The organism is Kytococcus sp. Marseille-QA3725 (genome assembly GCF_054950055.1).
The window spans coordinates 227,118-252,431 of sequence record NZ_JBUCLA010000001.1 but is presented as its reverse complement, the minus strand read 5'-3'; the positions used below and the strand labels follow the sequence as shown (position 1 = coordinate 252,431).

General features: G+C 71.2%; 21 protein-coding genes and 1 pseudogene. 8 read left to right on the top strand and 14 right to left on the bottom strand.

The window, feature by feature from the left end:
* Window positions 1–14 precede the first annotated feature (14 nt).
* Both ACY8FT_RS01220 and ACY8FT_RS01215 read right to left on the bottom strand, forming a co-directional pair.
* Window positions 15–3,736 (bottom strand): annotated as a pseudogene (locus tag ACY8FT_RS01220) (nitrate reductase subunit alpha).
* Window positions 3,733–4,533, bottom strand: coding sequence for a helix-turn-helix transcriptional regulator (locus tag ACY8FT_RS01215; protein ID WP_462417128.1), 801 nt, complete (start codon window positions 4,531–4,533; stop codon window positions 3,733–3,735). Before ACY8FT_RS01215 ends, ACY8FT_RS01220 begins: the two are co-directional and overlap by 4 nt.
* Window positions 4,534–4,824: 291 nt before the next feature.
* Between ACY8FT_RS01215 and ACY8FT_RS01210 the strand changes: the two genes are divergently transcribed.
* On the top strand, window positions 4,825–6,222 hold the full coding sequence (locus ACY8FT_RS01210) for an MFS transporter (RefSeq protein WP_462417127.1): 1,398 nt from the start codon (window positions 4,825–4,827) through the stop codon (window positions 6,220–6,222).
* Window positions 6,223–6,264: 42 nt separating this feature from the next.
* Here ACY8FT_RS01210 and ACY8FT_RS01205 read toward each other — a convergent pair whose 3' ends face one another.
* Window positions 6,265–6,855: a YflT domain-containing protein gene (locus ACY8FT_RS01205; RefSeq protein ID WP_462417126.1), complete on the bottom strand. Its 591-nt coding sequence runs from the start codon at window positions 6,853–6,855 to the stop codon at window positions 6,265–6,267.
* A 96-nt stretch (window positions 6,856–6,951) separates the two neighbouring features.
* On the opposite strand from ACY8FT_RS01205, the gene ACY8FT_RS01200 reads away from it, so the two are divergent.
* From ACY8FT_RS01200 to ACY8FT_RS01190, 3 genes are read left to right on the top strand one after another with little or no spacing between them, the layout of a single operon-like run.
* Window positions 6,952–8,274 carry a magnesium transporter MgtE N-terminal domain-containing protein gene (locus ACY8FT_RS01200; RefSeq protein ID WP_462417125.1) on the top strand — a complete coding sequence of 441 codons (1,323 nt, stop codon included), beginning with the start codon at window positions 6,952–6,954 and terminating at the stop codon, window positions 8,272–8,274.
* Window positions 8,264–9,043, top strand: a complete 780-nt coding sequence (locus tag ACY8FT_RS01195) for a DUF1003 domain-containing protein (protein WP_462417124.1) — start codon at window positions 8,264–8,266, stop codon at window positions 9,041–9,043. Before ACY8FT_RS01200 ends, ACY8FT_RS01195 begins: the two co-directional genes overlap by 11 nt.
* On the top strand, window positions 9,030–10,163 hold the full coding sequence (locus tag ACY8FT_RS01190; protein ID WP_462417123.1) for an Mrp/NBP35 family ATP-binding protein: 1,134 nt from the start codon (window positions 9,030–9,032) through the stop codon (window positions 10,161–10,163). The genes ACY8FT_RS01195 and ACY8FT_RS01190 overlap by 14 nt, the downstream gene beginning before the upstream one ends.
* 71 nt (window positions 10,164–10,234) lie before the next feature.
* Here the strand turns inward: ACY8FT_RS01190 and ACY8FT_RS01185 are convergent, their stop codons facing one another.
* From ACY8FT_RS01185 to ACY8FT_RS01175, 3 genes are all read right to left on the bottom strand, one after another.
* Window positions 10,235–10,702: a twin-arginine translocase TatA/TatE family subunit gene (locus tag ACY8FT_RS01185; RefSeq protein WP_462417122.1), complete on the bottom strand. Its 468-nt coding sequence runs from the start codon at window positions 10,700–10,702 to the stop codon at window positions 10,235–10,237.
* Between the two features lie 100 nt (window positions 10,703–10,802).
* The gene (locus tag ACY8FT_RS01180; protein WP_462417121.1) at window positions 10,803–11,429 is read right to left on the bottom strand and encodes an O-methyltransferase; all 627 of its coding nucleotides are present in this window, start codon (window positions 11,427–11,429) and stop codon (window positions 10,803–10,805) included.
* Window positions 11,430–11,514: 85 nt separating this feature from the next.
* The gene (locus tag ACY8FT_RS01175) at window positions 11,515–11,685 is read right to left on the bottom strand and encodes a DUF3117 domain-containing protein (protein WP_462417120.1); all 171 of its coding nucleotides are present in this window, start codon (window positions 11,683–11,685) and stop codon (window positions 11,515–11,517) included.
* A 225-nt stretch (window positions 11,686–11,910) separates the two neighbouring features.
* On the opposite strand from ACY8FT_RS01175, the gene ACY8FT_RS01170 reads away from it, so the two are divergent.
* Window positions 11,911–12,708 carry an enoyl-CoA hydratase/isomerase family protein gene (locus ACY8FT_RS01170; protein ID WP_462417119.1) on the top strand — a complete coding sequence of 266 codons (798 nt, stop codon included), beginning with the start codon at window positions 11,911–11,913 and terminating at the stop codon, window positions 12,706–12,708.
* A 74-nt stretch (window positions 12,709–12,782) separates the two neighbouring features.
* Here the strand turns inward: ACY8FT_RS01170 and ACY8FT_RS01165 are convergent, their stop codons facing one another.
* From ACY8FT_RS01165 to ACY8FT_RS01135, 7 genes are all read right to left on the bottom strand, one after another.
* Window positions 12,783–13,217 carry an SRPBCC family protein gene (locus tag ACY8FT_RS01165; RefSeq protein ID WP_462417118.1) on the bottom strand — a complete coding sequence of 145 codons (435 nt, stop codon included), beginning with the start codon at window positions 13,215–13,217 and terminating at the stop codon, window positions 12,783–12,785.
* 87 nt (window positions 13,218–13,304) lie between these two features.
* Window positions 13,305–13,601 (bottom strand): DivIVA domain-containing protein, encoded by a 297-nt coding sequence (locus ACY8FT_RS01160; protein ID WP_462417117.1) that lies wholly within the window; start codon window positions 13,599–13,601, stop codon window positions 13,305–13,307.
* A gap of 34 nt (window positions 13,602–13,635) precedes the next feature.
* The gene (locus tag ACY8FT_RS01155; protein WP_462417116.1) at window positions 13,636–14,391 is read right to left on the bottom strand and encodes an LOG family protein; all 756 of its coding nucleotides are present in this window, start codon (window positions 14,389–14,391) and stop codon (window positions 13,636–13,638) included.
* Between the two features lie 74 nt (window positions 14,392–14,465).
* Complete coding sequence (locus ACY8FT_RS01150; RefSeq protein ID WP_462417115.1) at window positions 14,466–15,752, bottom strand: citrate synthase; 1,287 nt, start codon at window positions 15,750–15,752, stop codon at window positions 14,466–14,468.
* 80 nt (window positions 15,753–15,832) lie between these two features.
* Window positions 15,833–16,156, bottom strand: a complete 324-nt coding sequence (gene fdxA, locus ACY8FT_RS01145) for a ferredoxin (RefSeq protein WP_462417114.1) — start codon at window positions 16,154–16,156, stop codon at window positions 15,833–15,835.
* 84 nt (window positions 16,157–16,240) lie between these two features.
* Window positions 16,241–18,172 carry a VanW family protein gene (locus ACY8FT_RS01140; RefSeq protein WP_462417113.1) on the bottom strand — a complete coding sequence of 644 codons (1,932 nt, stop codon included), beginning with the start codon at window positions 18,170–18,172 and terminating at the stop codon, window positions 16,241–16,243.
* A complete protein-coding gene (locus tag ACY8FT_RS01135; protein ID WP_462417112.1) occupies window positions 18,169–19,632 on the bottom strand; it encodes a flavin reductase in 1,464 nt (487 codons plus the stop codon). Before ACY8FT_RS01135 ends, ACY8FT_RS01140 begins: the two co-directional genes overlap by 4 nt.
* A gap of 86 nt (window positions 19,633–19,718) precedes the next feature.
* On the opposite strand from ACY8FT_RS01135, the gene ppk2 reads away from it, so the two are divergent.
* The 3 genes from ppk2 to ACY8FT_RS01120 all read left to right on the top strand — a co-directional run bounded on the left by ppk2 (window position 19,719) and on the right by ACY8FT_RS01120 (window position 23,246).
* Window positions 19,719–20,609 carry a polyphosphate kinase 2 gene (ppk2, locus tag ACY8FT_RS01130; RefSeq protein ID WP_462417111.1) on the top strand — a complete coding sequence of 297 codons (891 nt, stop codon included), beginning with the start codon at window positions 19,719–19,721 and terminating at the stop codon, window positions 20,607–20,609.
* A 91-nt stretch (window positions 20,610–20,700) separates the two neighbouring features.
* On the top strand, window positions 20,701–21,987 hold the full coding sequence (locus ACY8FT_RS01125) for an amino acid permease (protein WP_462417110.1): 1,287 nt from the start codon (window positions 20,701–20,703) through the stop codon (window positions 21,985–21,987).
* A gap of 38 nt (window positions 21,988–22,025) precedes the next feature.
* A complete protein-coding gene (locus ACY8FT_RS01120; protein WP_462417109.1) occupies window positions 22,026–23,246 on the top strand; it encodes a dicarboxylate/amino acid:cation symporter in 1,221 nt (406 codons plus the stop codon).
* Between the two features lie 77 nt (window positions 23,247–23,323).
* On the opposite strand, the gene typA is transcribed toward ACY8FT_RS01120, so the two are convergent.
* Window positions 23,324–25,213 (bottom strand): translational GTPase TypA, encoded by a 1,890-nt coding sequence (gene typA / locus ACY8FT_RS01115; protein ID WP_462417108.1) that lies wholly within the window; start codon window positions 25,211–25,213, stop codon window positions 23,324–23,326.
* Window positions 25,214–25,314: the final 101 nt, after the last annotated feature.

Below are 25,314 nucleotides of genomic sequence, written 5' to 3'. Positions count from 1 at the left end.
CTCTCGGGTGGGTCTCAGTACTCGACCGGGGCGGTCCGCTTGCGGATCATGGTGACCTCGTCGCGGTTGTTGCCCGTGGGGCCGATGTAGTTGAAGAAGTAGCTGAACTGCGCGTACCCGCCGATGAGGTGGCTCGGCTTCATGAGGATGCGCGTCAGGCTGTTGTGGATGCCACCGCGACGCTGGTTGGTCTCGGTCAGCGGCACGTCGATCAGGCGGTCCTGAGCGTGGTGCATGTACACCGTGCCCTCGGGCATGCGGTGGCTGACCACCGCGCGGCAGGCCACCACACCGTTGCGGTTGACCGCCTCCACCCAGTCGTTGTCCTTGATGCCGACCTTCTCGGCGTCGCGGTCGGACATCCAGACCGACTGCCCGCCTCGGGAGAGGCTGAGCATGAACAGGTTGTCCTGGTACTCCGAGTGGATGGACCACTTGTTGTGCGGCGTCAGGTAGCGCACCGAGACGCCGAGCTCGTTCTGCTCCCCCAGTCGCGTCTCGCCGAACAGGCGGTGCATGTCCAGCGGCGGACGGTAGGTGGGCAGCGCCTCGCCCATGCCCAGCATCCAGTCGTGGTCGACGTAGAACTGCTGGCGCCCGGTGAGGGTGTGGAAGGGCTTCTCCCGCTCGATGTTGATGGTGAACGGGGCGTAGCGACGACCGCCGGACTCCGAGCCGGACCACTCCGGGGAGGTGATGACCGGCACCGGCGCCACCTGGGTTTCGCTGAAGGTGATCAGCTTGCCCTCGTGCTCGGCCGACAGGTCGTGCAGCTGCTTGCCCACCCGCTTCTCGAGGTCCTTGAACCCCTGGGTGGCCATGTGGCCGTTGGTCGTGCCCGACAGGTGCAGGATGGCGTCGGCCACCTGGACGTCGGTCTCCAGCCGGGGCTGGCCGGCGCCCGCCCCGCCGCGGACGGTCCCGTTGCGGCGACGCAGCTGGTCCATCGCGTGGGAGGCGTCGTACTTGACGCCCTTGGTGACCATGCCGACGTTCTCCAGCAGCGGGCCGATCGAGGTCATCTTCTCGTGGATCGCGGTGTAGTCGCGCTCCACCTCGGCGATCACCGGCAGGGTCTTGCCCGGCACCGCCTCGCACTCGCCGTGCTTCCAGTCCAGCACCCGGCCGTGGACGGTGGCCATCGCCTCGGGGGTGTCGTGCCACAGCGGCTTGGTCACCACGTCCTTGCGGGTGCCCAGGTGGTCCTTCGCCAGCTCGGAGAAGCGCTTGGCGATCTCCTTCCACGTGTCCCAGTCGTTCTTCGCCTGCCACGGCGGGGCGATCGCCGGGTTGAACGAGTGGATGAAGGGGTGCATGTCCGTGGTGTTGATGTCGTACTTCTCGTACCAGGTGGCGGCCGGGAGCACGACGTCCGAGAACAGCGTCGAGCTGGTCATGCGGAAGTCCAGCGTGAGCAGCAGGTCGAGCTTGCCCTCTCCGGCGCGCTCTCGCCAGACGACGTCCTGCGGGCGGTGCTCCGGCGCGGCCTCCTCGGCCTGCACCGCGTTGTCCGTGCCCAGCAGGTGCTTCAGGAAGTACTCGTTGCCCTTCGCCGAGGAGCCGAACAGGTTGGCCCGCCACAGCGACAGCACGCGCGGGTGGTTGTCCTCGTGCTCGGGGTCCTCCACCGCGAAGCGCAGGTCGCCGGACATGAGCTGCTGGGCGACGTACTCGCCGGCCGGCATCCCGGCCTCGGCGGCCTCGTCGGCCACCTGCAGCGAGGACCGGTCGAACTGCGGGTACGACGGGGCCCAGCCGAGGCGCGCGGCCTGCGCGTACAGGTCCATCGTCGTGCGCCCCGCGAAGGCGCCGGTGTGACCGTTCGCGGCATCGGCGTCGAAGGTGTCGTAGCGGTACTGGCTGGTGTTCACGTACCAGTACGAGGTCTGGTTCATGTGGCGCGGCGGACGCACCCAGTCCAGCGCGAAGGCCATGTGCTGGAAGCCCATGAGCGGGCGCACCTTCTCCTGACCCACGTAGTGGGCCCAGCCACCGCCGTTGCGGCCCTGGCAGCCGGTGATCGTCGTCAGGACGAGCATCGCGCGGTAGATCTGGTCGGAGTGGTACCAGTGGTTGGTGCCGGCACCCATCAGGATCATGCCGCGGCCACCGGAGTCGATGGCGCTCTGCGCCCACTCGCGGGCCAGACGGGTGATCTGCTCCGGGGGCACGCTGGTGATCTCGCCGGCCCAGGCCGGGGTCGCGGGACCGGTCGGGTCCTCGTAGCCGGTCGGCCAGTGCCGGGCAGCCCAGGGCGGGACACACCGTAGTGGGCGAGCATCAGGTCGAGCACGGTGGTGACGAGGTGGTCACCCACGCGTCCGACCGGGACGCCGCGGGCCTCGGTGACCATGTCGCCGGCGGGCCCGTCGAAGCGGGGCAGGTGCACCTCGGCCGACTCCTCGGTGACGCCGTAGAGGCTCAGCCGGGGGCGGATGTCGCCCAGGTCGAGATTCCACTTCCCGGCGCCCTCCTCACCGAAGCGGTCGCCCAGCGACCCGTTCGGGGCCACGATGCGGTCGGTGGCCTCGTCGTAGACGGTGGGCTTCCACATCGCGTTCTCGGTGGCGGCCTGCGGGTGGCCGTCGAGGTCGCCGGCCATGAGGAACTTGCCCGGGCGCAGGGTGCCGTCCTCGGCACGGTCCAGCGAGACGAGGTAGGGCAGGTCGGTGTACTGGCGGTTGTACTCGGTGAAGAACTCGGCCTCGGAGTCCACGAAGAACTCCTTGAGCACCACGTGCCCCATCGCCATGGCCAGAGCGGCGTCGGTGCCGGGGGCGGCCGCGACCCACTCGTCGGCGAACTTCACGTTCTCCGCGTAGTCGGGCGCCACCGCCAGGACCTTCTGGCCGCGGTAGCGGGCCTCGGTCATCCAGTGGGCGTCCGGGGTGCGGGTCAGCGGGACGTTCGAGCCCCACATGATCAGGTAGGCCGCGTCCCACCAGTCACCGGACTCGGGCACGTCGGTCTGGTCGCCGAACATCTGCGGCGAGGCATTCGGCAGGTCCGCGTACCAGTCGTAGAAGGACAGCATCGGGGCGCCGATGAGCTCGTTGAAGCGGGCACCGGAGACGTAGCTGACCTGCGACATGGCCGGGATGGGCGAGAAGCCGGCGATGCGGTCGGGACCGTAGCGCTTGATCGTGTAGACGTACGCGGCCGCGACGAGCTCGGTGACCTCGTCCCAGTTCGCGCGCACCAGCCCGCCCTTGCCGCGGGCGGCCTTGTAGGCGCTCGCCTGCTCGGGGTCCTGCACGATGGAGGCCCAGGCGACCACCGGGTCGCCGTAGCGCTGCTTGGCCTCGCGGAACATGTTCAGCAGGCGACCGCGGACGTAGGGATAGCGCACGCGCGTCGGCGAGTAGGTGTACCAGGAGAAGGCCGCACCACGGGGGCAGCCGCGGGGCTCGTACTCCGGCTTGTCCGCACCCGTGGAGGGGTAGTCGGTCTGCTGCGCCTCCCAGGTGATGATGCCGTCCTTGACGTACACCTTCCACGAGCAGGAGCCCGTGCAGTTCACCCCGTGCGTGGAGCGGACGACCTTGTCGTGGCTCCAGCGGTCACGGTAGAAGGAGTCGCCCTGCCGACCGCCCTTGTACGTGACGTCGCGGCCGTCCTGCGACACCTTGGCCTTGCCGAAGAATCGGCGGGTGCCGACGAGCGCCTCGCTGATCGGCCCGTCCGGGCCGGGGGCGGTGCGGTCGTCGACGCGTCCTGCTGCGGTCGCTCCGGTCATGCCTGCTCTCCTTCAGAGGTGACATCACTGATGGGTTCTCGGGGCCGGTCCGGGACACTCACCCGGGCCCGGCAGAGGGTGGGGGTCACGAAGACCTCGAGCTCGGTCGACACGTCCCGTTCGCCCAGTGTCTCCAGGGTGCCGGAGATCAGGCCGCGGTGGATGCCGCACACGACGTCCGGCTGCTCCCGGGCCAGGTCCCCGAAGGGGCAGCCGTGGAGCTCCAGGTGCGCCTCCCGGGCGCCCGGTCCGTGGGTGGTCTCGGGGACGTACCCCCAGTCGCGCAGCACCTCGCCGGTGGCCGCGACGCGCTCACGCCAGAGCTCGTCCGGCTCCGTGCCGGCTGCCTCGGCGGGTGCGCCCACGTGCTCGGCGGCCCAGTCACGGCCGGCCTGCTCCGGGGTCACGGGGTCACCGCCCGCCGACCGGGCGAGCGTCCGCGCCAGCAGCCCCGCCAGGAAGGCGTAGCCGCGACCGGGCGTGAGCTCCAGTGGGCGGTCGCCCGCCACGAGGGCGTAGCGCTTGCGGGGGCGCCCCACCCCCTCCTGCCGGAAGGAGGCAGTCACCATGCCCGCCTCGAGCAGCTGGTCGAGGTGGAACCGTGCGGTGGTGACGTGCACCCCGGCGGCCGCCCCGACCTCCGCGGCGACGAGGCCGCGCTCCCGGGGCGAAACACCCGAGTCGGGGTCCGGGACCTCGGAGAGCCCGGCGAGCAGGTCGACGATGGTCCGGCGCACGGGCGACCGCAGCAGGTCGGTGTCCCGACCCCCCGCAGCCTGCGCCGTTCCTGCCGCCATGCTCGACCACCGCACCTCTCGACTCACGTTTAAAGGAATACTGCTCCGGCGAGCGTAGCCGAAGGGAACGGCCGGGAACAGCGCTCGACGCTGCGGAATTTCACGCAGGATGTGTTGCGAAAATGCTGTGCACTTGCGCCGACGGGACACACCTGCACGGCTCGCCAAAGGGAGCCCCACGACCCCCTCCGCCGCGTATAGACTGCCCCCGAGGTCGGGAGTTTAGAGGAGTGTCCTCCTCGCACACCGGATCTCCACCCATGAGCACGACCGACCCCTGAGAGGAACACGATGTCGAGCGTCGCGGAAGCCCGTCGCGGGCGGGAGTGGTTGCAGGACTGGAACCCGGAGGACGAGGCGACGTGGGACAAGGGGCTGGCCAACCAGACCCTCGTCATCACCACGTTCACGCTGACCATGTGCTTCGTCGCGTGGTTCCTCCCCAGCGCGATCATCCCCAAGCTCAACCCCCTCGGCTACAGCTTCAGCAAGCAGGAGCTGTACTGGATGTCGGCCATGCCGGGTCTGGCCGCCGGACTGCTGCGCATCGTCTGGATGGTCCTGCCGCCCATCATGGGCACGCGCAAGATGGTCACGCTGACCACGCTCATGCTGATCGCCCCGATGCTGGGCTGGGGCGTGCGCGTCCAGGAGCCGACCGCCCCCTACTGGGAGCTCATGGTGCTGGCCTTCCTGTCCGGCATCGGCGGCGGCGCCTTCTCCGGCTTCATGCCCAGCACCTCCTACTTCTTCCCCAAGCGCCTGCAGGGCACCGCGCTGGGCCTGCAAGCCGGCATCGGAAACCTCGGCGTCTCGCTGGTGCAGCTGCTTACCCCGTGGCTGATCGGCTTCGGCATGCTCGGCTTCCTCGGCGGCTCGCAGCGCCTGCAGATCCCGGGCAAGCCGGAGAGCGAGGTCTGGTACCAGAACGCGGCGTTCGTGTGGATCCCGCTCATGCTCATCGGCGCCGTCTGGGCCTGGACCGTGCTGAAGTCGGTGCCGATCACGGCCAACGTCCGCCAGCAGTTCGACATCTTCGGCAACATCGACACCTGGTACATGACGGCCATCTACATCATGACCTTCGGCACCTTCGCCGGCCTGTCGGCCCAGTTCGGCCTGCTCATGCAGGACCTCTACGGCTCCAACAACACCGCGATCGTCGAGGGCACGGGCGCCAACGCGGTCTCCCTCATCGAGGGCTACACCACGCCCGACCCGGTCGCCTACGTCTTCTGGGGCCCGCTGATCGGCGCCCTGACGCGAATGCTCTTCGCCCCGCTCACCGACCGCACAGGTGGTGCCATCTGGACGCTCATCTCCGGCGTGGGCCTGGTCGCCTCGATCATCTTCACCATCCCGGCGCTCGACCCGGACACGAGCTCGGCCGCCGCCCTGCAGGGTGACTTCAATCAGTTCCTCTGGGGCATGCTCGCCATCTTCTTCTTCACCGGCATCGGCAACGCCTCCACCTTCAAGCAGATGCCGATGATCTTCGAGAAGCGACAGGCCGGCGGTGTCATCGGCTGGACCGCCGCCACCGCCGCCTTCGGCCCGTTCCTGTTCGCCCTGGGCATCGGCCTCATGGGCGCCACCGCCTTCTACTGGGTCGGTGTCGCCTGGGCCGTGGCGTGCATCGCGATCACCTGGCTGCGCTACGCCCGTCCCGGCGCCCCGCGACCGGGCTGATCCCGCAGGACCCCGACGAGAGGGGCGCCGCGGCGTGCTGCCTCAGGGCTGCTCGGGGCGACGCCGCTCGGCGTCCGCGGCGGCGTCGATCGCCTCGCCGTAGGTGCGCAGCGGACCGGTGTGCACGGGAGCCGGCTGCCCCAGCCCGAGCAGGTCACGCGCCCGGCCAACCTGCGGCGCCTCGGCCAGCACCTCGTAGCTCGTCGCGACCACCTGGGTCACCGACGTGAAGTCCCGCCGGCCCCGCGTCATGGCATAGCCGAGGGCGGCCCAGACCAGGCCGAACACCGCACCGGCGAGCAGTGTGGTCGCCAGCACCGGCACCAGCCGGTCGTCGCTGAAGAGGGACATGACGAGCCCGACGAAGGCTCCCAGCCACAGGCCGCTGAGCAGACCGCCCAGCAGCACCCGGCCCCAGCTCAGCCGACCCGTCACGCGCTCGACCTGCTTGAGGTCGCTGCCGACGATGGCCAGCTGGTCCACCGGGAAGCCCTGGTCGCTCAGGTGGTCCACCGCGGCCTGTGCCTCGTCGTACTCCGTGTAGGTCGCCACCGAGCGGGGGTCCTCCAGCTCCAGCAGCGAGCGGCCCGCGCCCAGGCCACCGTGCTGACCCAGTCCAGAAGATGTGCTCATGGGGCCATCCTCTCCCAGCCGTCCACCCACCGCCCCTCGGGCAGCCAGCTGTCACGGTTCCCGGGTGCGGGGGAACCCACCCTCTACCCTGTGCGCGTGAGTGCACCCCGCGTCTTCGTCTCCCGCCTCGTCGGCCTCGGTGTCTTCGACCCCCTCGGCGACCGGGTCGGGCAGGTGCGCGACGTGGTCGTCCAGCACTCGACCCAGCGCCGGGTGACCCGGGTCATCGGCATCGTCGTCGAGGTGGCCGGACGGCGCCGGGTCTTCATGCCCATGACGCGGGTGACCTCCATCGACGCCGGCCAGGTCATCACCACCGGGCTGCTCAACATCCGACGCTTCGAGCGGCGTCCCCGCGAGGTACTCGTCCAGTCCGAGCTCTTCGACCGGCGCGTCCGGGTGTCCCTCGACGACGACACCTTCGACGCCACGGTCGAGGACATCGGCATCAGCCAGCAGCGCAACCGCGACTGGCACGTCACCAAGCTGTTCGTGCGCAAGCCCTCCCCCACCACCCGGCGACGCCTCAGCCTGCGCCGACGGGGTGAGACGCTGGTGGTGGACGCCGACGCGGTGACCGGACTGCACACCGAGGACCCCGCCCAGGGGGCCGACCGCCTGGTCGAGTCCTTCGACGAGCTCAAGCCCGCCGACGTGGCCGACGCGCTCCAGGAGCTCACCCCGAAGCGGCGCCGCGAGGTGGCCGAGGCGCTGCCCGACGAGAAGCTCGCCGACGTGCTCGAGGAGCTGCCCGAGGAGGACCGCGTCGCGATCGTCGCCGGCCTGGCGACCGACCGCGCAGCCGACGTGCTCGAGGCGATGCAGCCCGACGACGCGGCCGACCTGCTCGGTGAGCTGCCCGAGGTCACGGCCGACACCCTGCTGGGCGCGATGGAGCCGGAGGAGGCCGAGCCCCTGCGCACCCTGCTGACCTACGACGAGGACACCGCCGGCGGCATGATGACCACCGAGCCGGTGATCCTGGGGGCGGACGCGTCGATCGCCGAGGGCCTGGCGGTGGTGCGCCGCTCGGAGCTGCACCCCGCGCTGGCGGCGATGGTCTACGTCTGCCGCTCCCCGCTGGAGGTGCCGACCGGCAAGCTGCTCGGCGTGGTGCACCTGCAGCGCATGCTGCGCGAGCCCCCGCACGAGGCGATCGGCGCCATCGTCGACAGCGACATCGACCCGCTGGACGTGGACTCCAGCCTCGGCGAGGTCACCCGCACGATGGCGAACTACAACATGATCTCGCTGCCCGTGGTGGACGAGCAGCGGCGCCTGCTGGGCGCGGTCACGGTCGACGACGTGCTGGACCACATCCTCCCGGACGACTGGCGCGAGGACCGCGACGACGAGGCGCCCGACCCCGCCGTGGCGCTGGAGGACCACGAGGAGCAGGAGGCAGCCGATGGCCGCTGAGGTCGACCCCGAGGAGCGCGCGACCCGCCTCCGGGAGCTGCGCGAGCGGCGGGCCCGGCGGCTGGAGGTCGAGGCGACCAGCGGCCGGACCGGGCGTCGGTCGGCGGCCAAGACCGGCCCGGTGAAGACCGACCGGGCGGACACCACGCCCAGCCTGTCCACGCCGCAGGTCGCCCGCCGTCGGCTGCCCCGCCCGGGGGTGGACTCCGAGGCCTTCGGCCGGGCCAGCGAGGCCTTCGCCCGCTTCATGGGCACCCCGCAGTTCCTGCTCTACATGACGCTCTTCTGCGGCCTCTGGCTCGGGTGGAACACCTTCATGCCGGAGTCCGCGCAGTTCGACCCGCGGGCGCTCAACTACACGCTGCTCACGCTCATCCTGTCGCTGCAGGCCTCCTACGCCGCGCCGCTCATCCTGCTGGCCCAGAACCGGCAGGACGACCGCGACCGCGTCAGCATCGAGCAGGACCGCAGCCGGGACGAGCGGAACCTGGCCGATACCGAGTTCATCACCCGCGAGGTCGCCTCGCTGCGGCTGACGGTGGGAGAGATGGCCAGCCGCGACTTCGTCCGCTCCGAGCTGCGCGACCTGCTCGAGGAGCTGCTGGAGGAGCTCGACGAGCGCGACGGCCGAGGGGACCCCCGGGGCGAGGCGGACGACGAGCCGGGCACCACCGGTGAGGAGGGCCCGGACCACCGGTCGCCGGCCACCCCCTCGGGTACCGGCGCCACGAGGCACCGGACGTACGATGGAGGACATGCCCGCTCCTGATCCCGCAGCCATCCAGAGTGCCCTGAGCACGGTCAACGACCCCGAGATCCGTCGCCCCATCACCGAGCTGGGGATGGTCGAGGAGGTGCTGGTCGCCAAGGAGGACCCGGGCCGCGTCCTGGTCCGCGTGCTGCTCACGGTGGCCGGCTGCCCCATGAAGTCCACCATCGAGCGCGAGGTGAAGACCGCGGTCGGTGGGGTCGAGGGCGTCGAGCAGGTGGACGTCGAGCTCGGCGTCATGAACGAGGAGCAGCGGGCCCAGCTCAAGCAGACCCTGCGCGGCGGCCAGGCCGAGCGCGAGATCCCCTTCCAGCGCCCGGACAACATGACCCGGATCTACGCCGTGGCCTCCGGCAAGGGCGGGGTCGGCAAGTCCTCGGTCACCGTCAACCTCGCGGCCTCGATGGCCGCCGAGGGCCTCAAGGTGGGCGTGGTCGACGCCGACATCTACGGCTTCTCGGTCCCCCGCATGCTGGGCGTGCAGCACCAGCCGACGCAGGTGGACGAGATGATCATGCCGCCGGTCGCCCACGACGTGAAGGTCATCTCGATCGGCATGTTCGTGCCCGGCAACCAACCGGTCGTCTGGCGCGGCCCGATGCTGCACCGCGCCCTGCAGCAGTTCCTCTCCGACGTCTTCTGGGGCGACCTGGACGTGCTCCTGCTGGACCTCCCGCCGGGCACCGGTGACATCGCGATCTCGGTGGCCCAGATGCTGCCGGGCTCCGAGCTGCTGGTGGTGACCACTCCCCAGCAGGCCGCCGCGGAGGTCGCGGAGCGCGCCGGTGCCATCGCCCTGCAGACCAAGCAGCGCGTGGCCGGCGTCATCGAGAACATGTCCTGGTTGGAGCTGCCCGACGGCACGCGCCAGGAGATCTTCGGCTCAGGCGGTGGCCAGACCGTGGCCGACTCCCTGGGCCGCACGATCGGCGGCGAGGTGCCGCTGCTGGGTCAGGTGCCGCTGGACACCCGCCTTCGCGAGGGCGGTGACGCGGGCACCCCGGTCGTGCTCGCCGAGCCCGACAGCGCCGCCGGTGCGGCGCTCAACGAGATCGCCGCGGGGCTGGCCCAGCGTTCGCGCGGTCTGTCGGGCCGCAAGCTCGGCATCAGCCCGGTCTGACGGGCGACCACCGACGAGAAGACGCAGGAAGGCCCCGACGCACCGCACCCGGCGCGCCCCGGCCCTCGACCTCAGGTCGCGTCGGCGTCGAAGGGCGTGGGCGCCAGCGGGTCGTACTCGCGGGGACCGGCGCGTCGGCGTGCGGGGCGCCCCGCAGCCGGGGCGGCCGAGCCACCGGAGGACTCCGCCACACCCGCGCGCGCCGTGGCCGGCGAGTCGTCGTCGGAGGCCAGCGGGTTCAGCTCCTTGCGCAGCGGATCCAGCTCCTCCTTGAGGGGGGTGACCTCCTCCATGAGCGCCTCGCGCACGATGCGGCGCGGGTTGTACTGCCGCGGGTCCCACTTGCGCCAGTCGAGGTCGACGTCGTCGCCCACCTGCTCGCGCAGGTCCCCCTTGGCCTGGTTGGCCATGTCGCGCACCTGCCGGATCCACCGGCGCAGGTTCTCCAGGGCACCGGGCAGGCGGTCGGGCCCGATGAGCAGCAGCACGACGGCCCCGATGACGAGCAGCTCCCACTGCGACATCCCGAAGATGTTCACGTACCAACTCCTGTCGTCGTGGTGGGTCGCTCGACCCGGTCGCGTGCGCCGGCGTCCGGGCAGCCTGCCACGGACCCCGGGACAGTGTGCCAGCCGCCCCTCACGGGACCACCGCTGCCGCCACGCCGGCTCCCATCGGCAGGATCATCGCGTCGGAGTCCATCGCGCGCCACTCCTCCAGCACGGTGCGCACCAGGACGGTGTCGTCCGAGCGGTCAGCGGGGTCCGCCAACCGACCGTCGAGCCCCACCCCCACCATGACCAGCAGCCCGCCGGGGCGCACGATGCGCTGTGCCTGCGACACCTGCTCGGCCAGGTCGGGAGCGGTCGCGTCCACGACGACGAGGTCGTAGGCCGCGTCGCGCAGCCGGTTCATCACCTCACCGGGGCGGCCCGGCATGATCCGCCAGCGGTGCTGCGGCACGCCGGCCGAGGTCGTCGCCCGCCGCGTGAGCGCGGCGCGCGCCTCGTCGTCGACGCAGGTCAGGGCACCGTCGGTGGGCATCCCCTGCAGGATCCAGAGCGGCATGGCACCCCCGAGGGTCGTCGCGGTCACCGCCGCCCGGGCGCGCGAGGTGCGGGCCAGGAGGCGCAGCACGGCACCCTCGGGCGCCACGTCGCGCCCGGAGACCTGGGTGCGCGCGAGGTCCGCGGCATCCTGCGCCCCGACCGGCGGCGTGGGCCAGCGGTCGGCGTATCCGGCCAGGGCGGCCTGCTCACGGTTCATGGGGTCCACAATATGTCGCGCGACCGGCATGCGGACGGGCCCTCCCCCGGCGTGGGGAGAGGGCCCGTCGGGCTCCCGGCGGGGTTCAGCCGCCCATGCAGTCGTTGATGACCGCACCCAGGTCCTTGGCCTCGTCAGGGGTCATCTCGACGACCAGACGGCCGCCACCCTCCAGGGGCATGCGCAGGACGATGCCGCGGCCCTCCTTGGTCATCTCCAGGGGACCGTCGCCGGTGCGGGGCTTCATGGCTGCCATGCCTCTACCTTTCGTCGTCGTGCCGAGCGCTCAAACCGGCACAGGGTGGTTCTGCACCCGCAGAACCGCTTCTCGCACCCCCATTATCTCCCATCGGGGGCGATGCTCCCTGCGAAGACCCCCACGACCCCCTGCCCGGACACGCCTGCAGGCCGGTGCGCCGCCCCGTCAGGCCCCGTCGAGGTGGCAGGCTGCGAGGAGGAAACGACCCGACAGGAGCCTCCCGTGACCGACCACGACAACCAGCCCGTCCTGCTCGAGACCACCGACGGCATCGCGACGGTGACCCTCAACCGGCCCGACGCCATGAACGCCCTGGACGTGCCCACCAAGGAGGCCCTGCTGGCCTCCCTGCAGCAGGTGGCCGACGACCCCGAGGTGCGGGTGGTGGTGCTGACCGGCGCCGGGAACCGCGCCTTCTGCGTCGGGCAGGACCTCAAGGAGCACATCGGCCTGCTGGACACCGACGAGCCGTGGCGGACGGTCACCGACCACTACAACCCGGTCGTCTCGCTCCTGGCGGGTATGGACAAGCCCGTGGTGGCGCGCATCAACGGCGCGTGCGCAGGGGCCGGTGCCGCGTTCGCCATGGCCTGCGACCTCCGGGTCATGGCCGCGGAGGCCAAGCTGACCTTCGCGTTCTCCGGCATCGGCCTGTCCTGCGACTCGGGCACCAGCTGGCACCTGCCGCGCCTGGCGGGGCCGGCCCGGGCCACGGAGCTGCTCATGCTGGGCGCCAAGCTGTCCGCCGCCGAGGCGCAGGAGGCCGGGCTGGTGGGCACCGTCGTGCCGGCCGCGGAGCTCGACGCCACGGTCGCCGAGCTGGCCGGGCGACTGGCCGCGGGGCCGACCGTGGCCTACGCCGCCATGAAGGCCTCGCTGCGCAACGCCCAGTCCACGGACCTCGCCGGGGCGCTGGAGTTCGAGGCGACGCAGATGCAGCGCACCGGCTCCAGCCGTGACCACCGCGCGGCCGTCGAGGCCTTCCTGGCCAAGGAGCAGCCGGTGTTCGAGGGCCGCTGACGCCGAGCACGAGGACCCCGGCACCCCGTGGGGTGCCGGGGTCCTCGTGCTCGGCGGAGCCGGCCGGGAGTGGCTCAGCGGCGGCGGGAACCGTCCTCGGCGGCGTCGATCGCACGCCGGACCACGCGGTTCACCGCCCGCTCGGTGGCACCGTCGCCACCCATGCCCGAGGGGCGCACGGACTCGCGCCAGGAGATGCGGCAGCCGCGGGGGTGGGGGGTCATCGTCACGTCGCACCAACCCGACACCTTCGGGCCGACACGGCGGAGCGAGAACGCTGCGGGCCCGCCCGAGGGCGGCGTCCACCGGGTGACCTTCAGGACGTCCTTCACCGACCCCAGGCCCACCGGTGTGCGGGTCTCGAAACTCCACCCGACCTCGATCGGGCCGGCGGGGGTGGAGACCACCTTGTAGGGGCAGTACTCGCTGCGCGGCGTGAACGCGGTGAGCAGCGGCCAGACGGCCTCCACGGGGGCACTGGCGAAGCGCTCCATCTCGAAAGACTTCACGGGAGTTCCTCTCTGGTCGCGCGCACGGCTCCACCACCTCCGCACGCATGTGTGTGGGATGTCACTTTGTCATCCCGGCGGCGCACCTCACGCGACGGGGTCCCCTCGGCGTGCCGCCTCGAGGGCACGGTCCCGGGCCTCCAGCTCCTCGGCCATGCGACGCAGCGCGTCGTCGACCTCGGCCATCCGGTAGCCGCGGATGGTGATCGGCAGCCGCAGGCCGCGCAGGTCCTCGCCGCGCAGCGGGCCGTCGGGCAGGTGCACGGCCGCGTCCGCGGGCAGCTCCTGCGGGAGCGCGCCCTCCCCCGCCGGCAGCCGGCCGATGACGACGGCCGCCACCCACGCGACGACGCAGAGGAGCAGGGCGATGACGACGACGACCATGACGGGGATCATGACACGGCCCGCGCGCTAGTCGTCACTCGGCGGGACGGCCCCGTCGGGCGGCCCCGGGGTTCTCCACGATGTGTCGCACCGCGTCCGCGGGGTCATCGGTCAGGTACAGCAGGTCGACGTCCTTCGGGGAGACCATCCGGCGCTCCACCAGCACGTCCCGGATCCAGTCCAGCAGCGGACCCCAGTAGTCGCTGCCGATGAGCGCGATCGGGAAGTGCGTGACCTTGCCCGTCTGCACCAGGGTGAGCGCCTCGAACAGCTCGTCGAGGGTGCCGAAGCCGCCCGGGAGCACCACGAAGCCGTGAGCGTACTTGACGAACATGGTCTTGCGCACGAAGAAGTAGCGGAAGTTGACGCCCAGGTCCACGTACTCGTTGAGACCCGCCTCGAAGGGGAGCTCGATGCCCAGCCCGACGCTGTCGCCGCCGGCCTCGCTGGCCCCCCGGTTGGCGGCCTCCATGGTGCCCGGACCACCGCCGGTGATCACGGCGTAGCCCTCCTCCACGAGCAGCCGGCCCACCTCCAACCCGTAGGCGTAGGCGGGCGAGTCGACGTCCGCCCGGGCCGAGCCGAAGACGCTCACGGCGGGGCCGAGCTCCGCCAACGCACCGAAGCCCTCGACGAACTCGGCCTGGATGCGCATCACCCGCCACGGGTCGGTGTGGACGAAGGCGCCCAGCCCGTCGTTGCGCAGCAGCCGTTCGTCGGTGGTCTCCGAGGGCACTCGCCGTCCTCGCAGGCGCAGGGGCCCCTTGTAGTAGTCGCGCGTTGTCGTCACCGGGTCACGGTAACCGTCCGGGTGTACAAGGACGCCCCCCGGTCGGTGACCGGGGGGCGTCCTCGTCGGGCGCGTCAGGCGCTCGGGTAGTCGCGCTGCGGGGAGCCGACGTAGATCTGGCGCGGGCGGCCGATCTTGGTGGCCTTGTCGTTGATCATCTCGCGGTACTGGGCGATCCAGCCCGGCAGGCGGCCGATGGCGAACAGGACCGTGAACATGTCGGTCGGGAAGCCCATCGCCTGGTAGATCAGGCCGGTGTAGAAGTCGACGTTCGGGTAGAGCTTGCGCTGCACGAAGTAGTCGTCCTCGAGGGCGACCTTCTCCAGCTGCATCGCGATCTCGAGCTGCTCGTCGCCGGCCCCGAGGTGCTCGAGGATCTCGTCGGCGGTCTTCTTCACGATCGCGGCGCGCGGGTCGTAGTTCTTGTACACCCGGTGCCCGAAGCCCATGAGCTTGACGCCGTCGGCCTTGTCCTTGACCTTCTGGACGAACTCGTCCACGCCGCCGTCGGACTTCTGGATGCCCTCGAGCATCTCCAGCACGGCCTGGTTGGCGCCACCGTGCAGCGGACCCCAGAGGGCCTGCACGCCGGCGGACACCGAGCCGTAGAGGTTGGTGTTGGCCGATCCCACCAGGCGCACGGTCGAGGTGGAGCAATTCTGCTCGTGGTCGGCGTGCAGGATGAACAGCATGTCCAGCGCGCGGACCATGCGCTCGTCGAGCTCGTAGTTGCCCTCGGCGTCGGCGAAGGTCATGCGCAGGAAGTTCTCGACGACCGTCAGGTCGGTGTCCGCCTGCATCGGCGGCAGACCCTGGCGGTTGCGATAGGCGTTGGCGGCCAGCACGGGCACCTGGCCCATGAGGCGGTTGGAGGCGTTCGCCAGCTGCTCGGGGTCGAACGGGTCCAGGTTCTCGGTGTCGTAGGTGCACAGCGCCGAGATGGCCGAGGAGAGCACCGGCATCGGGTGGGCGTCGGTCGGGAAGGACTTGAAGAAGTCCTTCATGCCCTCGGGCATCTCGGCCTTGGCACGCACGTCCTTGCGGAACGCGTCGAGCTCGTCGCCGGACGGCAGCTCACCGTCCATCAGCAGCTTGCTGACCTCCATGAAGTTGGAGTTGTCGGCCAGCTGCTCGATCGGGTACCCGCGGTAGCGCAGGATGCCCTCGTCGCCGTTGATGAAGGTGATGGCCGAGGAGCAGGAGGCCGTGTTCACGAAGCCCACGTCCAGGGTGACGTTGCCCGTCTCCTTGCGGAGGGTGGAGATGTCGTAGCCGTTGTCACCCTCGACGGACTCGATGAAGGGGAACTCCAGCGTGGTTCCCTCGTGGGTGAAGGTGGCAGGTGCCTTGTCGGCGGTCATGGTCATCCTCTCAGCGGGCCGGCCCGGAGCCAGCGGTCAGAACAGGTGGCGCCGTCACGTCGACGCCCGACGACGAGAACTCAGCTGTCACCCTGGGGCGGCAGGGCCGAGATCAACGGGTGGTCCTTCGGGATCATGCCCATCTTGGCAGCACCACCGGGTGCCCCGAGGTCGTCGAAGAACTCGACGTTCGCCTTGTAGTAGTCGGACCACTCGTCCGGCACGTCGTCCTCGTAGTAGATCGCCTCGACGGGGCACACCGGCTCGCAGGCGCCGCAGTCCACGCACTCGTCCGGGTGGATGTACAGCGAACGCTCACCCTCGTAGATGCAGTCGACAGGGCACTCGTCGATGCAGGCCTTGTCCTTGACGTCCACGCACGGCAAGGCGATGACGTAGGTCACGCTTCTCCTCCTGGCAGCTCGGCTCGGCGGAGGACGAAGCCACCACCGGCTGTTCATCCTAGGCGAGATCCGGGCGGCCCCCTGTTACCGGGTGGCCGTCGGGGCCCCGTCCCCACCGGGCGCGGATTCCTCCGAGGACCGTTCGTCCTGCCGCTGGTCCTCCTCCCGCTCGGACAGCGGCCGGTAGTCGTCCGACGGCGGGGTGGTCGCCCCCGAGTACTCCGGGGAGTCGGGGTTGGTGCAGAACACCTCGTCGCTAGGGTCGTAGTGCGTCGTGATCCGCTGCGTGCGCCCCTCGCCGTCGAACCCCTCCACCGGGCGCAGCCGACGCTCGACCGTCACCTCGAAGCCGTCGACGCCGCCCTGGCTGACGCAGTCCTCGCCGCCGCTGCGATAGCGCCGGTGCTCGACCTCCTCGCGGCGAGGACTCGTCTCGGAGGTCACGTCGTACTGCTTGGTGCCGTAGAGGCTGAGGGTCAGCTCGTGATCACTCAGGGTGGCCCGCACGATCATCGGGGTGGGGGTGTCGTTCGTCCAGACGTTGTCGATGGCCGGGTACCACAGGGTGGCCTCCCTCCCCTCGGGATAGCGCGCGATGTAGTAGCTGTGCGGCTTGTGCTCGTCCAGCTGCACGCCGGCCAGGAAGGCGACGTTGTACACCGCCGTCGACACCTGCGACAGGCCGCCGCCCAGGGCGTTCGAGAGCGTGCCCCCGCTGATCACGTGGGCCTCGCGGTAGCCGGCCTCCTCGGTCGGCTCGCCCATCACCTCCAGCAGGCTGAACTGCTCGCCGGGCTCGACGACGGTGCCGTTCACCTCCCGCGCCAGGGTGCGGATGTTGTGGGTCCGCGCGGCGTTGTCCTCGCCGTCGGGCAGCTCGGTGGTGAAGCGCGCCAACCTGGTGGTGGGCCAGGTCTCCCCGTCCGCCTCGGGCGCGGTCACGTGCACGGGCACCTCCGCCCGACGGTCCTGCGCGCGCACGGCATCACGGACGGCCCGTTCGACGTCGCCGATGGACACCTGCTGCCCGTCCTCCCCCGGGGTCACCGCCGCCCCGTCACCCTCGAGACGCAGCCGCGGCTCCCGCGGGGAGCGGTCGGCCAGCGCGTGGCCCTGCGGCAGGTCCTCCCGCCAGCGGGAGGCGTCGACCTCCAGCCGCGGACGGCCCCGGTCGCCACCGACCGAGAGCATCGCCGCCACCTCCTGCGCCGTGAGCCTCACCTCCCGACGCGCCGGGGACTCCTCCCCAGCGGAGGGCGAGGCCGCCCCGGAGGACTCCCCACCGCCCGAGGCGGACGGCGAGCTGCCGCCCCCGGGCTCGCGGTCGGGCGCCGCCACCAGGGTGATCGGCCCGGCGAGCGCGGGGCGCAGGACGCGCTCGGTGAACGGGCGCAGGTCGTCGATGCCGACCTCGGGCCGCACCTGCTCGGTGGTCGCCTCCACGCGACCGTCCCCGGGCCACTCCCGGGCCACCTGGCGGGCGGTCGGGCGGACCTCCATCGCCTTCCCGGTGCTGCCCTCGGTGAGCTCCACGTCGGTGCCGTCCAGGCGGACCCGGGCGGAGGTCGCGGGACGGTCGGTCTCCTGCGCGAGCTCCTCGAGCCGCGCGTGCAGGCGGTCCCGGTCGACGGTGACGGCCCAGTCCCGCTGGACCTCGCGGGAGCTGCGCTCCCACAGCGCACGGGGATCCCAGGTGCGGCCGGTCGTCCCCGCCAGGCTCTCCTCGACGTCCAGGCCGAGCCCCAGCTCCGCCGGCGGCAGCTCGACGGACCGCCCGTCGACGACGACCACGACCGGCTCGGCCATCCGGCGGTCCGCGTGCTGGCCGAGCGTGCGCTCGGCCTCCGAGCGCGAGAGGTTGCCGAGGTCGTGACCCGCGACGCTCAGGCGCTGGGGCGTGGTGCGGCCCACGACGACCACGAGCACGAGGTAGGCCACCGCCAGGATCCCCAGCAGCAGGATGAGGGTGGCCGCGACCCCCTGCCAGCCCTCGCCCCGCCGGGCGGTGCCGCTCACAGGCCGCTCCGGAGGCTGCCCCGGTGGAAGACCAGCGGCGTGGGGCCCGTCCCGTCCCCGAGGTCGCCCGGTGGCGCCTCGGTGACCCCCTCCACGAGTCCGACGAACAGGGTGTGGTCCCCCAGGACGGTGCGCTGCACGACGCGGCACTCCGCGGTCGCCAGGGCCTCCTGCAGCAGCGGCAGACCGGTCCACCGGCCCGGCGTGGTCGGCACCCGGTCGAGCTGACCGGCCAGCGGCCGCCCGGGGGTAGAGAGCCAGTCGCCGTGGCGACGCGCGGAGGCCGGCAGGACGTTGACCGTGAACACCCCGCTGGCCTCCACGGCCTCGCAGAAGCGGGCCGCGTTGTCGATGCTGATCGCCAGCAGGACCGGGTGCAGGGAGACCGAGAGCACCGCGTTGGCGGTCATGGCGTGGACGCCCTGGCCGAACCGGGTGGTCAGGACCGTCACACCGGTGGCGAGGTGCCCCATCGCCGAGCGGAAGTCGTCGCGGGAGGCCATCGGCCCGGCCAGGGGTGCCCGCAGCGCGGAGTCACCGGTCACGATGCGCCCCGAGGAGGGATCCATGCGCGAGTAGCCCTCGGCCGCCGCGGCCCGGTGGGCCACCAGGTTGGTCATGGCCCACCACTCACCGTGGTCGACGAGCTGGGTCGCGTGCGCACGACGGGCGGCCGCGACGGCGGCCAGGCTGGTGGGGGTGCCGTGCACCTCGTGGGTGACGTCCTCGTCGGCCCGCACGCCGCTGGCGAAGCGGTCGGCCTCCCGCGGCTCCTCCCCGGCAACAGGGCCGGTCGGCCGGGGGACCACCACGCCCTCGGTGGGCCGCCCCCGGAACTCCCCGGAGGGCTCGCGCGCCTCGACGTGCTCGGCCACCCACCGCCGGCCCTCGACCTCCCAGGACCGGGGGGTGACGGCCGCGAACAGGTCGGGACGCTCCTCGGGCGGCAGCCCGCGCACTGCAGCGACCACCGCACGGTGGACGGCCACGTGGTCCGGGTGGCCGTAGCCCCCGGTCTCGTCGTAGGTCAGCACGATCCGCGCCCCCACCCGGCGGATCTCCTGCCGCACCTGGTCGGCGAGCACGTCGCGCGGGGCGTTCACCAGCGCCCGCGGGTGCTCGGCCTCCGGACTCCCGGCCATGCCCGAGTCGCGGAGCTCCACGGCAGTCGGGTCCGGCACACCGGGCTCCTCGCCCAGGACGCGGTGCTGCACGCCCAGGGCGGCGCAGGCCGCGGACAGCTCCGCGCGACGGTGCGGGGCGAGCGCCGGCGTCCCCTCCAGGTGCTGCAGCGCGGCCGACAGCACCTCCCCGTGGTCCCCCAGCGTGCAGGTGAGCACGTGCACCGGGTGACCGCGCTCGGCCAGGGTCGCCAACGCCACACCGGTCGCAAGCGTCTCGTCGTCCGGGTGCGCGTGCACCGCCAGCACCGGCACGTCCTCGGGGATCTCCTGCAGCATGGGCCAACGGTAGGGGGCGGCTCCCACGGCGCCGCGACGGCCCGGCCGTTCACCTGCCGGTCACGTCCTGTCGTTATCTTGCGTTCATGCAGATGGAGCTCCGTGAGTACATCGACCGCCTCTCCGCGGAGGGGTACACGGTGCGGGACGACCAGGGATCGGACCCGGACCTCATCGATCCCGGTGGCAAGGCGGTCGAGACCTGGCGCGAGAACTACCCGTACGACGAGCGCATGACGCGCGAGGACTACGACGTCGAGAAGTACCTGCTGCAGGTCGAGCTCATCAAGTTCCAGAACTGGACGCAGAAGGTCGGCTCCCGCCACATCCTCGTCTTCGAGGGCCGCGACGCCGCAGGCAAGGGCGGCACCATCAAGCGCTTCATGGAGCACCTGAACCCGCGCTTCGCCCGGGTGGTGGCGCTGAACAAGCCCAGCGACCGCGAGCGCGGCCAGTGGTACTTCCAGCGCTACATCAACCACTTCCCGACCGCCGGGGAGATCGTGTTCTTCGACCGCTCCTGGTACAACCGCGCCGGCGTGGAGCGGGTCATGGACTTCACCACCAAGCCGGACTACGAGCAGTTCATGGAACAGGCGCCGCAGCTCGAGAAGATGATCACGGACGCCGGCACCACGCTCACCAAGTTCTGGTTCTCCGTCACGGCCCACGAGCAGCGCACCCGCTTCGCGATCCGCCAGATCGACCCCGTGCGCCGCTGGAAGCTCTCCCCCATGGACCTCGCCTCACTGGACAAGTGGGACTCCTACACCGCGGCCAAGGAGGACATGTTCGCCCGGACGGACACCGACTGGGCCCCGTGGATCACCATCAAGTCCAACGACAAGAAGCGTGGCCGCATCAATGCGATGCGCTACTTCCTCAGCCAGTTCGACTACGAGGGCAAGGACCACGACATCGTCGGCGAGCCGGACCCGCAGATCGTGCGCCGGGCCAAGGACACCATCGGCGACTGACGCACACGCCGGGGCGCCCCCTGGCCGAGGTGCGCGCGCAGGTGGGTCCCGTAGGGTGCACGGGCTTTCCGTCCCCCAGCGAGAGGTTCACATGTCCGTGCCGGCCCGTCCGACGGCAGCCCGTGGTTCGACCCTGCTGCGCCCCGACGAGGCCGGTGAACCCGCCGGCAGCGACCTCGCGTGGGTCGTCACCCTCTTCGGCACCGCGGTGGGGGCGGGCATCCTCTTCCTCCCGCTCAACGCCGGGGCCGGTGGCATCTGGCCGCTCCTGATCGGCACGCTGCTGGTCTTCCCCATGACCTTCCTGGGGCACCGCGCGCTCTCCCGCTTCGTCACCGCCGACCCGGACCCGGAGAAGGACATCACCGAGCTCTCCCGGGAGCACTTCGGCGAGGGTTGGGGAGTGGCGGTCACCGCCCTCTACGCCCTGTGCTTCGTGCCGATCCTCCCGATCTACGGGGTGGCGGTCACGAACGCGGTGGACAGCCTGCTGGCCAACCAGCTCGGCTGGGAGGGCATCCCACGCTGGCTCCTCTCCCTGGTGCTGGTGAGCCTGCTGATGTCGGTCGTGATGGCCAGCCAGCGGGTCATGCTGTGGGTCGCCCAGGTGGTGGTCTACCCCCTCATCGCGATGTTGGCCGTCGCCACCGTCGTGCTCGTGCCCGACTGGTCCCTCCGCGGCGCCGGGCAGTGGCCGGCCTGGCAGGACCTGCTCATGGACATCTGGCTGATGGTCCCGGTGCTGGTGTTCGCGTTCAACCACTCCGCCGCGGTCTCCACCTTCTCGATGGCCATGGAGAAGGCCCACGGAGCCGACGCCGCCCGCCGCGCCTCCCGCGTGCTCTTCCAGTCCGCGGCGCTGTTGGTGCTGTTCACGATGGGCTTCGTGTGGTCCTGCGTCCTGGCCCTCGGCCCCGAGGGCGTCTCGGCGGCGCGCGAGGCCAACCTGCCGGTGCTCTCCTACCTGGCCAACGAGCGGGACGACTGGTTCTTCAGCGTCCTCGGCCCGCTGGTGACCATCGCCGCGATCGTGTCCTCGTACTTCGGCCACTACCTGGGCGCCTCCGAGGGCCTCATCGGCCTGACCCGCGCTCTGGTCGACCGGGAGCAGCGCGTCGGGGACCGCCCCGCGCGGATCGTCGCCGGTATCGTCCTGTTCCTGCTCACCTGGGGTGCGGCCGTGGTCAACCCGAGCATCCTGAAGACCATCGAGACGCTCTCCGGGCCCGTGATGGCGATGATCATCTTCCTGCTGCCGCTGGCCGCCGTGTACTCGGTGCCGTCCCTGGCGCGCTACCGCGGGTCCTGGCAGAACGCCTTCCTGCTGGTCATCGGTCTGCTCGCGGTCGCCGGCATGGTCTACGGACTGGTCGGCTGAACTCCTCCTGAGGGCGCCCCGGGGTACCCTCCGGACCCATGAGCGAGCACCCTCCCGCCCGGCGCAGGTCCTTCGGCCTGCTGCCCCGCGTCCTCCTGGCCCTCGTACTGGGTGTCCTCGTCGGGCTCGTCTCCCCCGACTGGCTGACCCGGACCGTCGCCACCTTCAACGGCCTGTTCGGCAACTTCCTGGCGTTCGCCATCCCGCTGATCATCCTGGGGCTCATCGTCCCGGCCATCGGCGAGCTGGGACGCGGCGCGGGCAAGTGGCTCGCGCTGACCGCCCTCATCGCCTACGCCTCCACGGTGGTCGCCGGACTGCTCGGCTACGGCGTGAGCATGGCGCTGCTGCCCGGCCTGCTCGAGGGCCGGTCGACGCCCGACGTGGCCAACCCCGAGGACGCCCTGCTGAAGCCCTGGTTCGAGATCGAGATGGAGCCGGCCTTCGGCGTCATGACGGCCCTGCTGCTGGCCTTCACCGTCGGCGTGGGGCTCACCCTCGTCAAGGGTGACGTCCTGCAGCGGGGCTTCGAGGAGTTCCGCGAGATCGTCAACGCCGTGATCACCGGCGTGATCATCCCGCTGCTGCCCCTCTACGTCTTCGGCGTGTTCCTGAACATGGCCGCGGCGGGCGAGGCGATGAAGGTCCTGACGACCTTCGCCGGCGTCATCGTCATGGTCTTCGCGCTGACGGTCGTGCTCCTGCTGCTGCAGTTCTCGGTGGCCGGCGCCCTGTCCGGCCGCAACCCGCTGGTGCTGCTCCGCACCATGCTGCCCGCCTACGCCACCGCGCTGGGCACCTCCTCCTCGGCGGCGACCATCCCGGTCACCCTGCGGCAGACGATCCGCAACGGCGTCTCCGAGCCGGTGGCGTCGTTCGTGGTGCCGCTGTGCGCGACCATCCACCTGGGCGGCTCCACGGTGAAGCTCACCTGCTTCTCCATCGCCGTCATGCTGCTGGACGGGCAGGACGTCCAGTTCGGCACGATGCTGGGCTTCATCCTGATGCTCGGCATCATGATGATCGCCGCCCCGGGAGTGCCCGGTGGCGCGGTGATGGCGGCGACCGCCCTCATGCAGAGCAACCTCGGCTTCGACGAGGGACAGGTGGGGCTCATGATCGCCACCTACATCGCCATCGACTCCTTCGGCACGGCCACCAACGTGACCGGCGACGGCGCCATCGCGCAGATCGTCGACCGCCTGGTCGGCCGCCGCGGGCTCCGGCGCCACGAGGAGCAGGACGCCGTGACGGCCTGACCACAGCCTCCACCGACCCCGCCGACGCGCAGGAGCCCGGCACCCCACGGGGTGCCGGGCTCCTGCGCGTCGGTCGGTCAGGCGTTCTTCGCCCGGCGGGCCTCCCGCCCGCGGGTCACCTGGTCGAGCACCACCTTGCGGATGCGGATGGCCTCCGGGGTCACCTCCACGCACTCGTCCTCGCGGCAGAACTCCAGCGACTGCTCCAGGCTCATCGCGCGCGGCGGGGCCAGGCGCTCGAGCACCTCGGCGCCGGCGGAGCGCACGTTGGTGAGCTTCTTCTCCTTGGTGATGTTCACGTCCATGTCGTCGGCGCGGGAGTTCTCCCCGACGATCATGCCCTCGTACACCTCGGTCGTCGGCTCGATGAAGAGCGTGCCGCGCTCCTGCAGGTTGAACATCGCGTAGGAGGTCGCCGCGCCCGCGCGGTCGGCCACGAGCGAGCCCGCGATGCGGGTGCGGATGTCGCCGAACCACGGCTCGTAGCCGTCGAAGACGTGGTGGGCGATGCCGGTGCCGCGGGTCTCGGTGAGGAACTCGGTGCGGAAGCCGATGAGGCCACGGCTCGGCACGCGGAACTCCATGCGCACCCAACCGGTGCCGTGGTTCGACATCTCCAGCATGCGGCCCTTGCGATTTGCCATCACCTGGGTGATCGCGCCGAGGAACTCCTCCGGCGCGTCCACCGTGAGGGCCTCGACGGGCTCGTGGACCTTGCCGTCGACCTCCTTGGTGACCACCTGCGGCTTGCCGACGGTCAGCTCGTAGCCCTCGCGGCGCATCTGCTCCACCAGGATGGCCAGCGCGAGCTCACCGCGGCCCTGCACCTCCCAGGCGTCGGGGCGCTCGGTGGGCAGGACGCGCAGGGAGACGTTGCCGATCAGCTCGGACTCCAGCCGGTCCTTCACCAGGCGGGCGGTGACCTTGCTGCCCTTCACCCGGCCGGCCAGCGGCGAGGTGTTGGTGCCGATCGTCATCGAGATGGCGGGCTCGTCCACGTGGATCAGCGGCAGGGCCACCGGGTTCTCCGGGTCGGCCAGGGTCTCGCCGATCATCACCTCGGCGATGCCGGCGACGGCGACGATGTCGCCCGGGCCGGCGGACTCGGCCGGCTGGCGCTCGAGGCCCTCGGTGACCAGCAGCTCGGACAGGCGGACGTTCTGCACGCTGCCGTCGCGCTGCATCCAGGCGACGGTCTGCCCCTTGCGCAGGGTGCCGTTCTTGATGCGCAGCAGCGCCAGACGGCCCAGGAAGTTCGAGGAGTCCAGGTTGGTGACGTGCGCCTGCAGCGGGGCCTCGTCGTCGTAGACCGGGGCCGGGACGGTGTCCAGGATGGTGCGGAAGAGCGGCTCCAGGTTCGGGCTCTCCGGCAGCTCGCCGTCGCCGGGGGCCTCGAGGTCCGCCCGCCCCGCCTTGCCGGAGGCGTAGACGATCGGGAAGTCGATCTGGTCCTCCTCGGCACCGAGGTCCATGAACAGCTCGTAGACCTCGTCGATCACCTCGGCGCACCGGGCGTCGGGCCGGTCGACCTTGTTGATCACCAGGATGACCGGCATCTTCGCGTCGAGGGCCTTGCGGAGCACGAAGCGCGTCTGCGGCAGCGGCCCCTCCGAGGCGTCGACCAGCAGCACCACGCCGTCGACCATCGACAGGCCGCGCTCCACCTCGCCACCGAAGTCGGCGTGGCCGGGGGTGTCGATGATGTTGATGACGACGCCGTCGTCACCGACGCCGTCGAGCTCCCGGGCGGCCGGACCGCGGTAGTGCACCGCGGTGTTCTTGGCGAGGATGGTGATGCCCTTCTCCCGCTCCAGGTCGCCGGAGTCCATGGCGCGTTCGTCGACGTGCGAGTGTTCGCCGAACACCCCCGACTGGTGGAGCATGGCGTCGACCAGCGTCGTCTTGCCGTGGTCGACGTGGGCAACGATGGCGACATTGCGCCGATCTGCGCGGGAGGTCTGCGTCATGACGTCCAGTATCACGCAGCCGGGCGGCAGGTCACGAATTGGTGTCAATCGCCTCCGTCACACGCGGCGGGGCTGGAACGCTCTCCCCCCTCCCCCTAGCG

What these genes read in the sequence shown, in the direction of transcription:
- ACY8FT_RS01215 (WP_462417128.1), bottom strand. Translation starts at nt 4,533, where the DNA reads ATGGCGGCAGGAACGGCGCAGGCTGCGGGGGGTCGGGACACCGACCTG.
- ACY8FT_RS01210 (WP_462417127.1), top strand. Translation starts at nt 4,825, where the DNA reads ATGTCGAGCGTCGCGGAAGCCCGTCGCGGGCGGGAGTGGTTGCAGGAC.
- ACY8FT_RS01205 (WP_462417126.1), bottom strand. Translation starts at nt 6,855, where the DNA reads ATGAGCACATCTTCTGGACTGGGTCAGCACGGTGGCCTGGGCGCGGGC.
- ACY8FT_RS01195 (WP_462417124.1), top strand. Translation starts at nt 8,264, where the DNA reads ATGGCCGCTGAGGTCGACCCCGAGGAGCGCGCGACCCGCCTCCGGGAG.
- ACY8FT_RS01190 (WP_462417123.1), top strand. Translation starts at nt 9,030, where the DNA reads ATGCCCGCTCCTGATCCCGCAGCCATCCAGAGTGCCCTGAGCACGGTC.
- ACY8FT_RS01180 (WP_462417121.1), bottom strand. Translation starts at nt 11,429, where the DNA reads ATGAACCGTGAGCAGGCCGCCCTGGCCGGATACGCCGACCGCTGGCCC.
- ACY8FT_RS01175 (WP_462417120.1), bottom strand. Translation starts at nt 11,685, where the DNA reads ATGGCAGCCATGAAGCCCCGCACCGGCGACGGTCCCCTGGAGATGACC.
- ACY8FT_RS01160 (WP_462417117.1), bottom strand. Translation starts at nt 13,601, where the DNA reads ATGGTCGTCGTCGTCATCGCCCTGCTCCTCTGCGTCGTCGCGTGGGTG.
- ACY8FT_RS01150 (WP_462417115.1), bottom strand. Translation starts at nt 15,752, where the DNA reads ATGACCGCCGACAAGGCACCTGCCACCTTCACCCACGAGGGAACCACG.
- ACY8FT_RS01135 (WP_462417112.1), bottom strand. Translation starts at nt 19,632, where the DNA reads ATGCTGCAGGAGATCCCCGAGGACGTGCCGGTGCTGGCGGTGCACGCG.
- ppk2 (WP_462417111.1), top strand. Translation starts at nt 19,719, where the DNA reads ATGCAGATGGAGCTCCGTGAGTACATCGACCGCCTCTCCGCGGAGGGG.
- ACY8FT_RS01125 (WP_462417110.1), top strand. Translation starts at nt 20,701, where the DNA reads ATGTCCGTGCCGGCCCGTCCGACGGCAGCCCGTGGTTCGACCCTGCTG.
- ACY8FT_RS01120 (WP_462417109.1), top strand. Translation starts at nt 22,026, where the DNA reads ATGAGCGAGCACCCTCCCGCCCGGCGCAGGTCCTTCGGCCTGCTGCCC.
- typA (WP_462417108.1), bottom strand. Translation starts at nt 25,213, where the DNA reads ATGACGCAGACCTCCCGCGCAGATCGGCGCAATGTCGCCATCGTTGCC.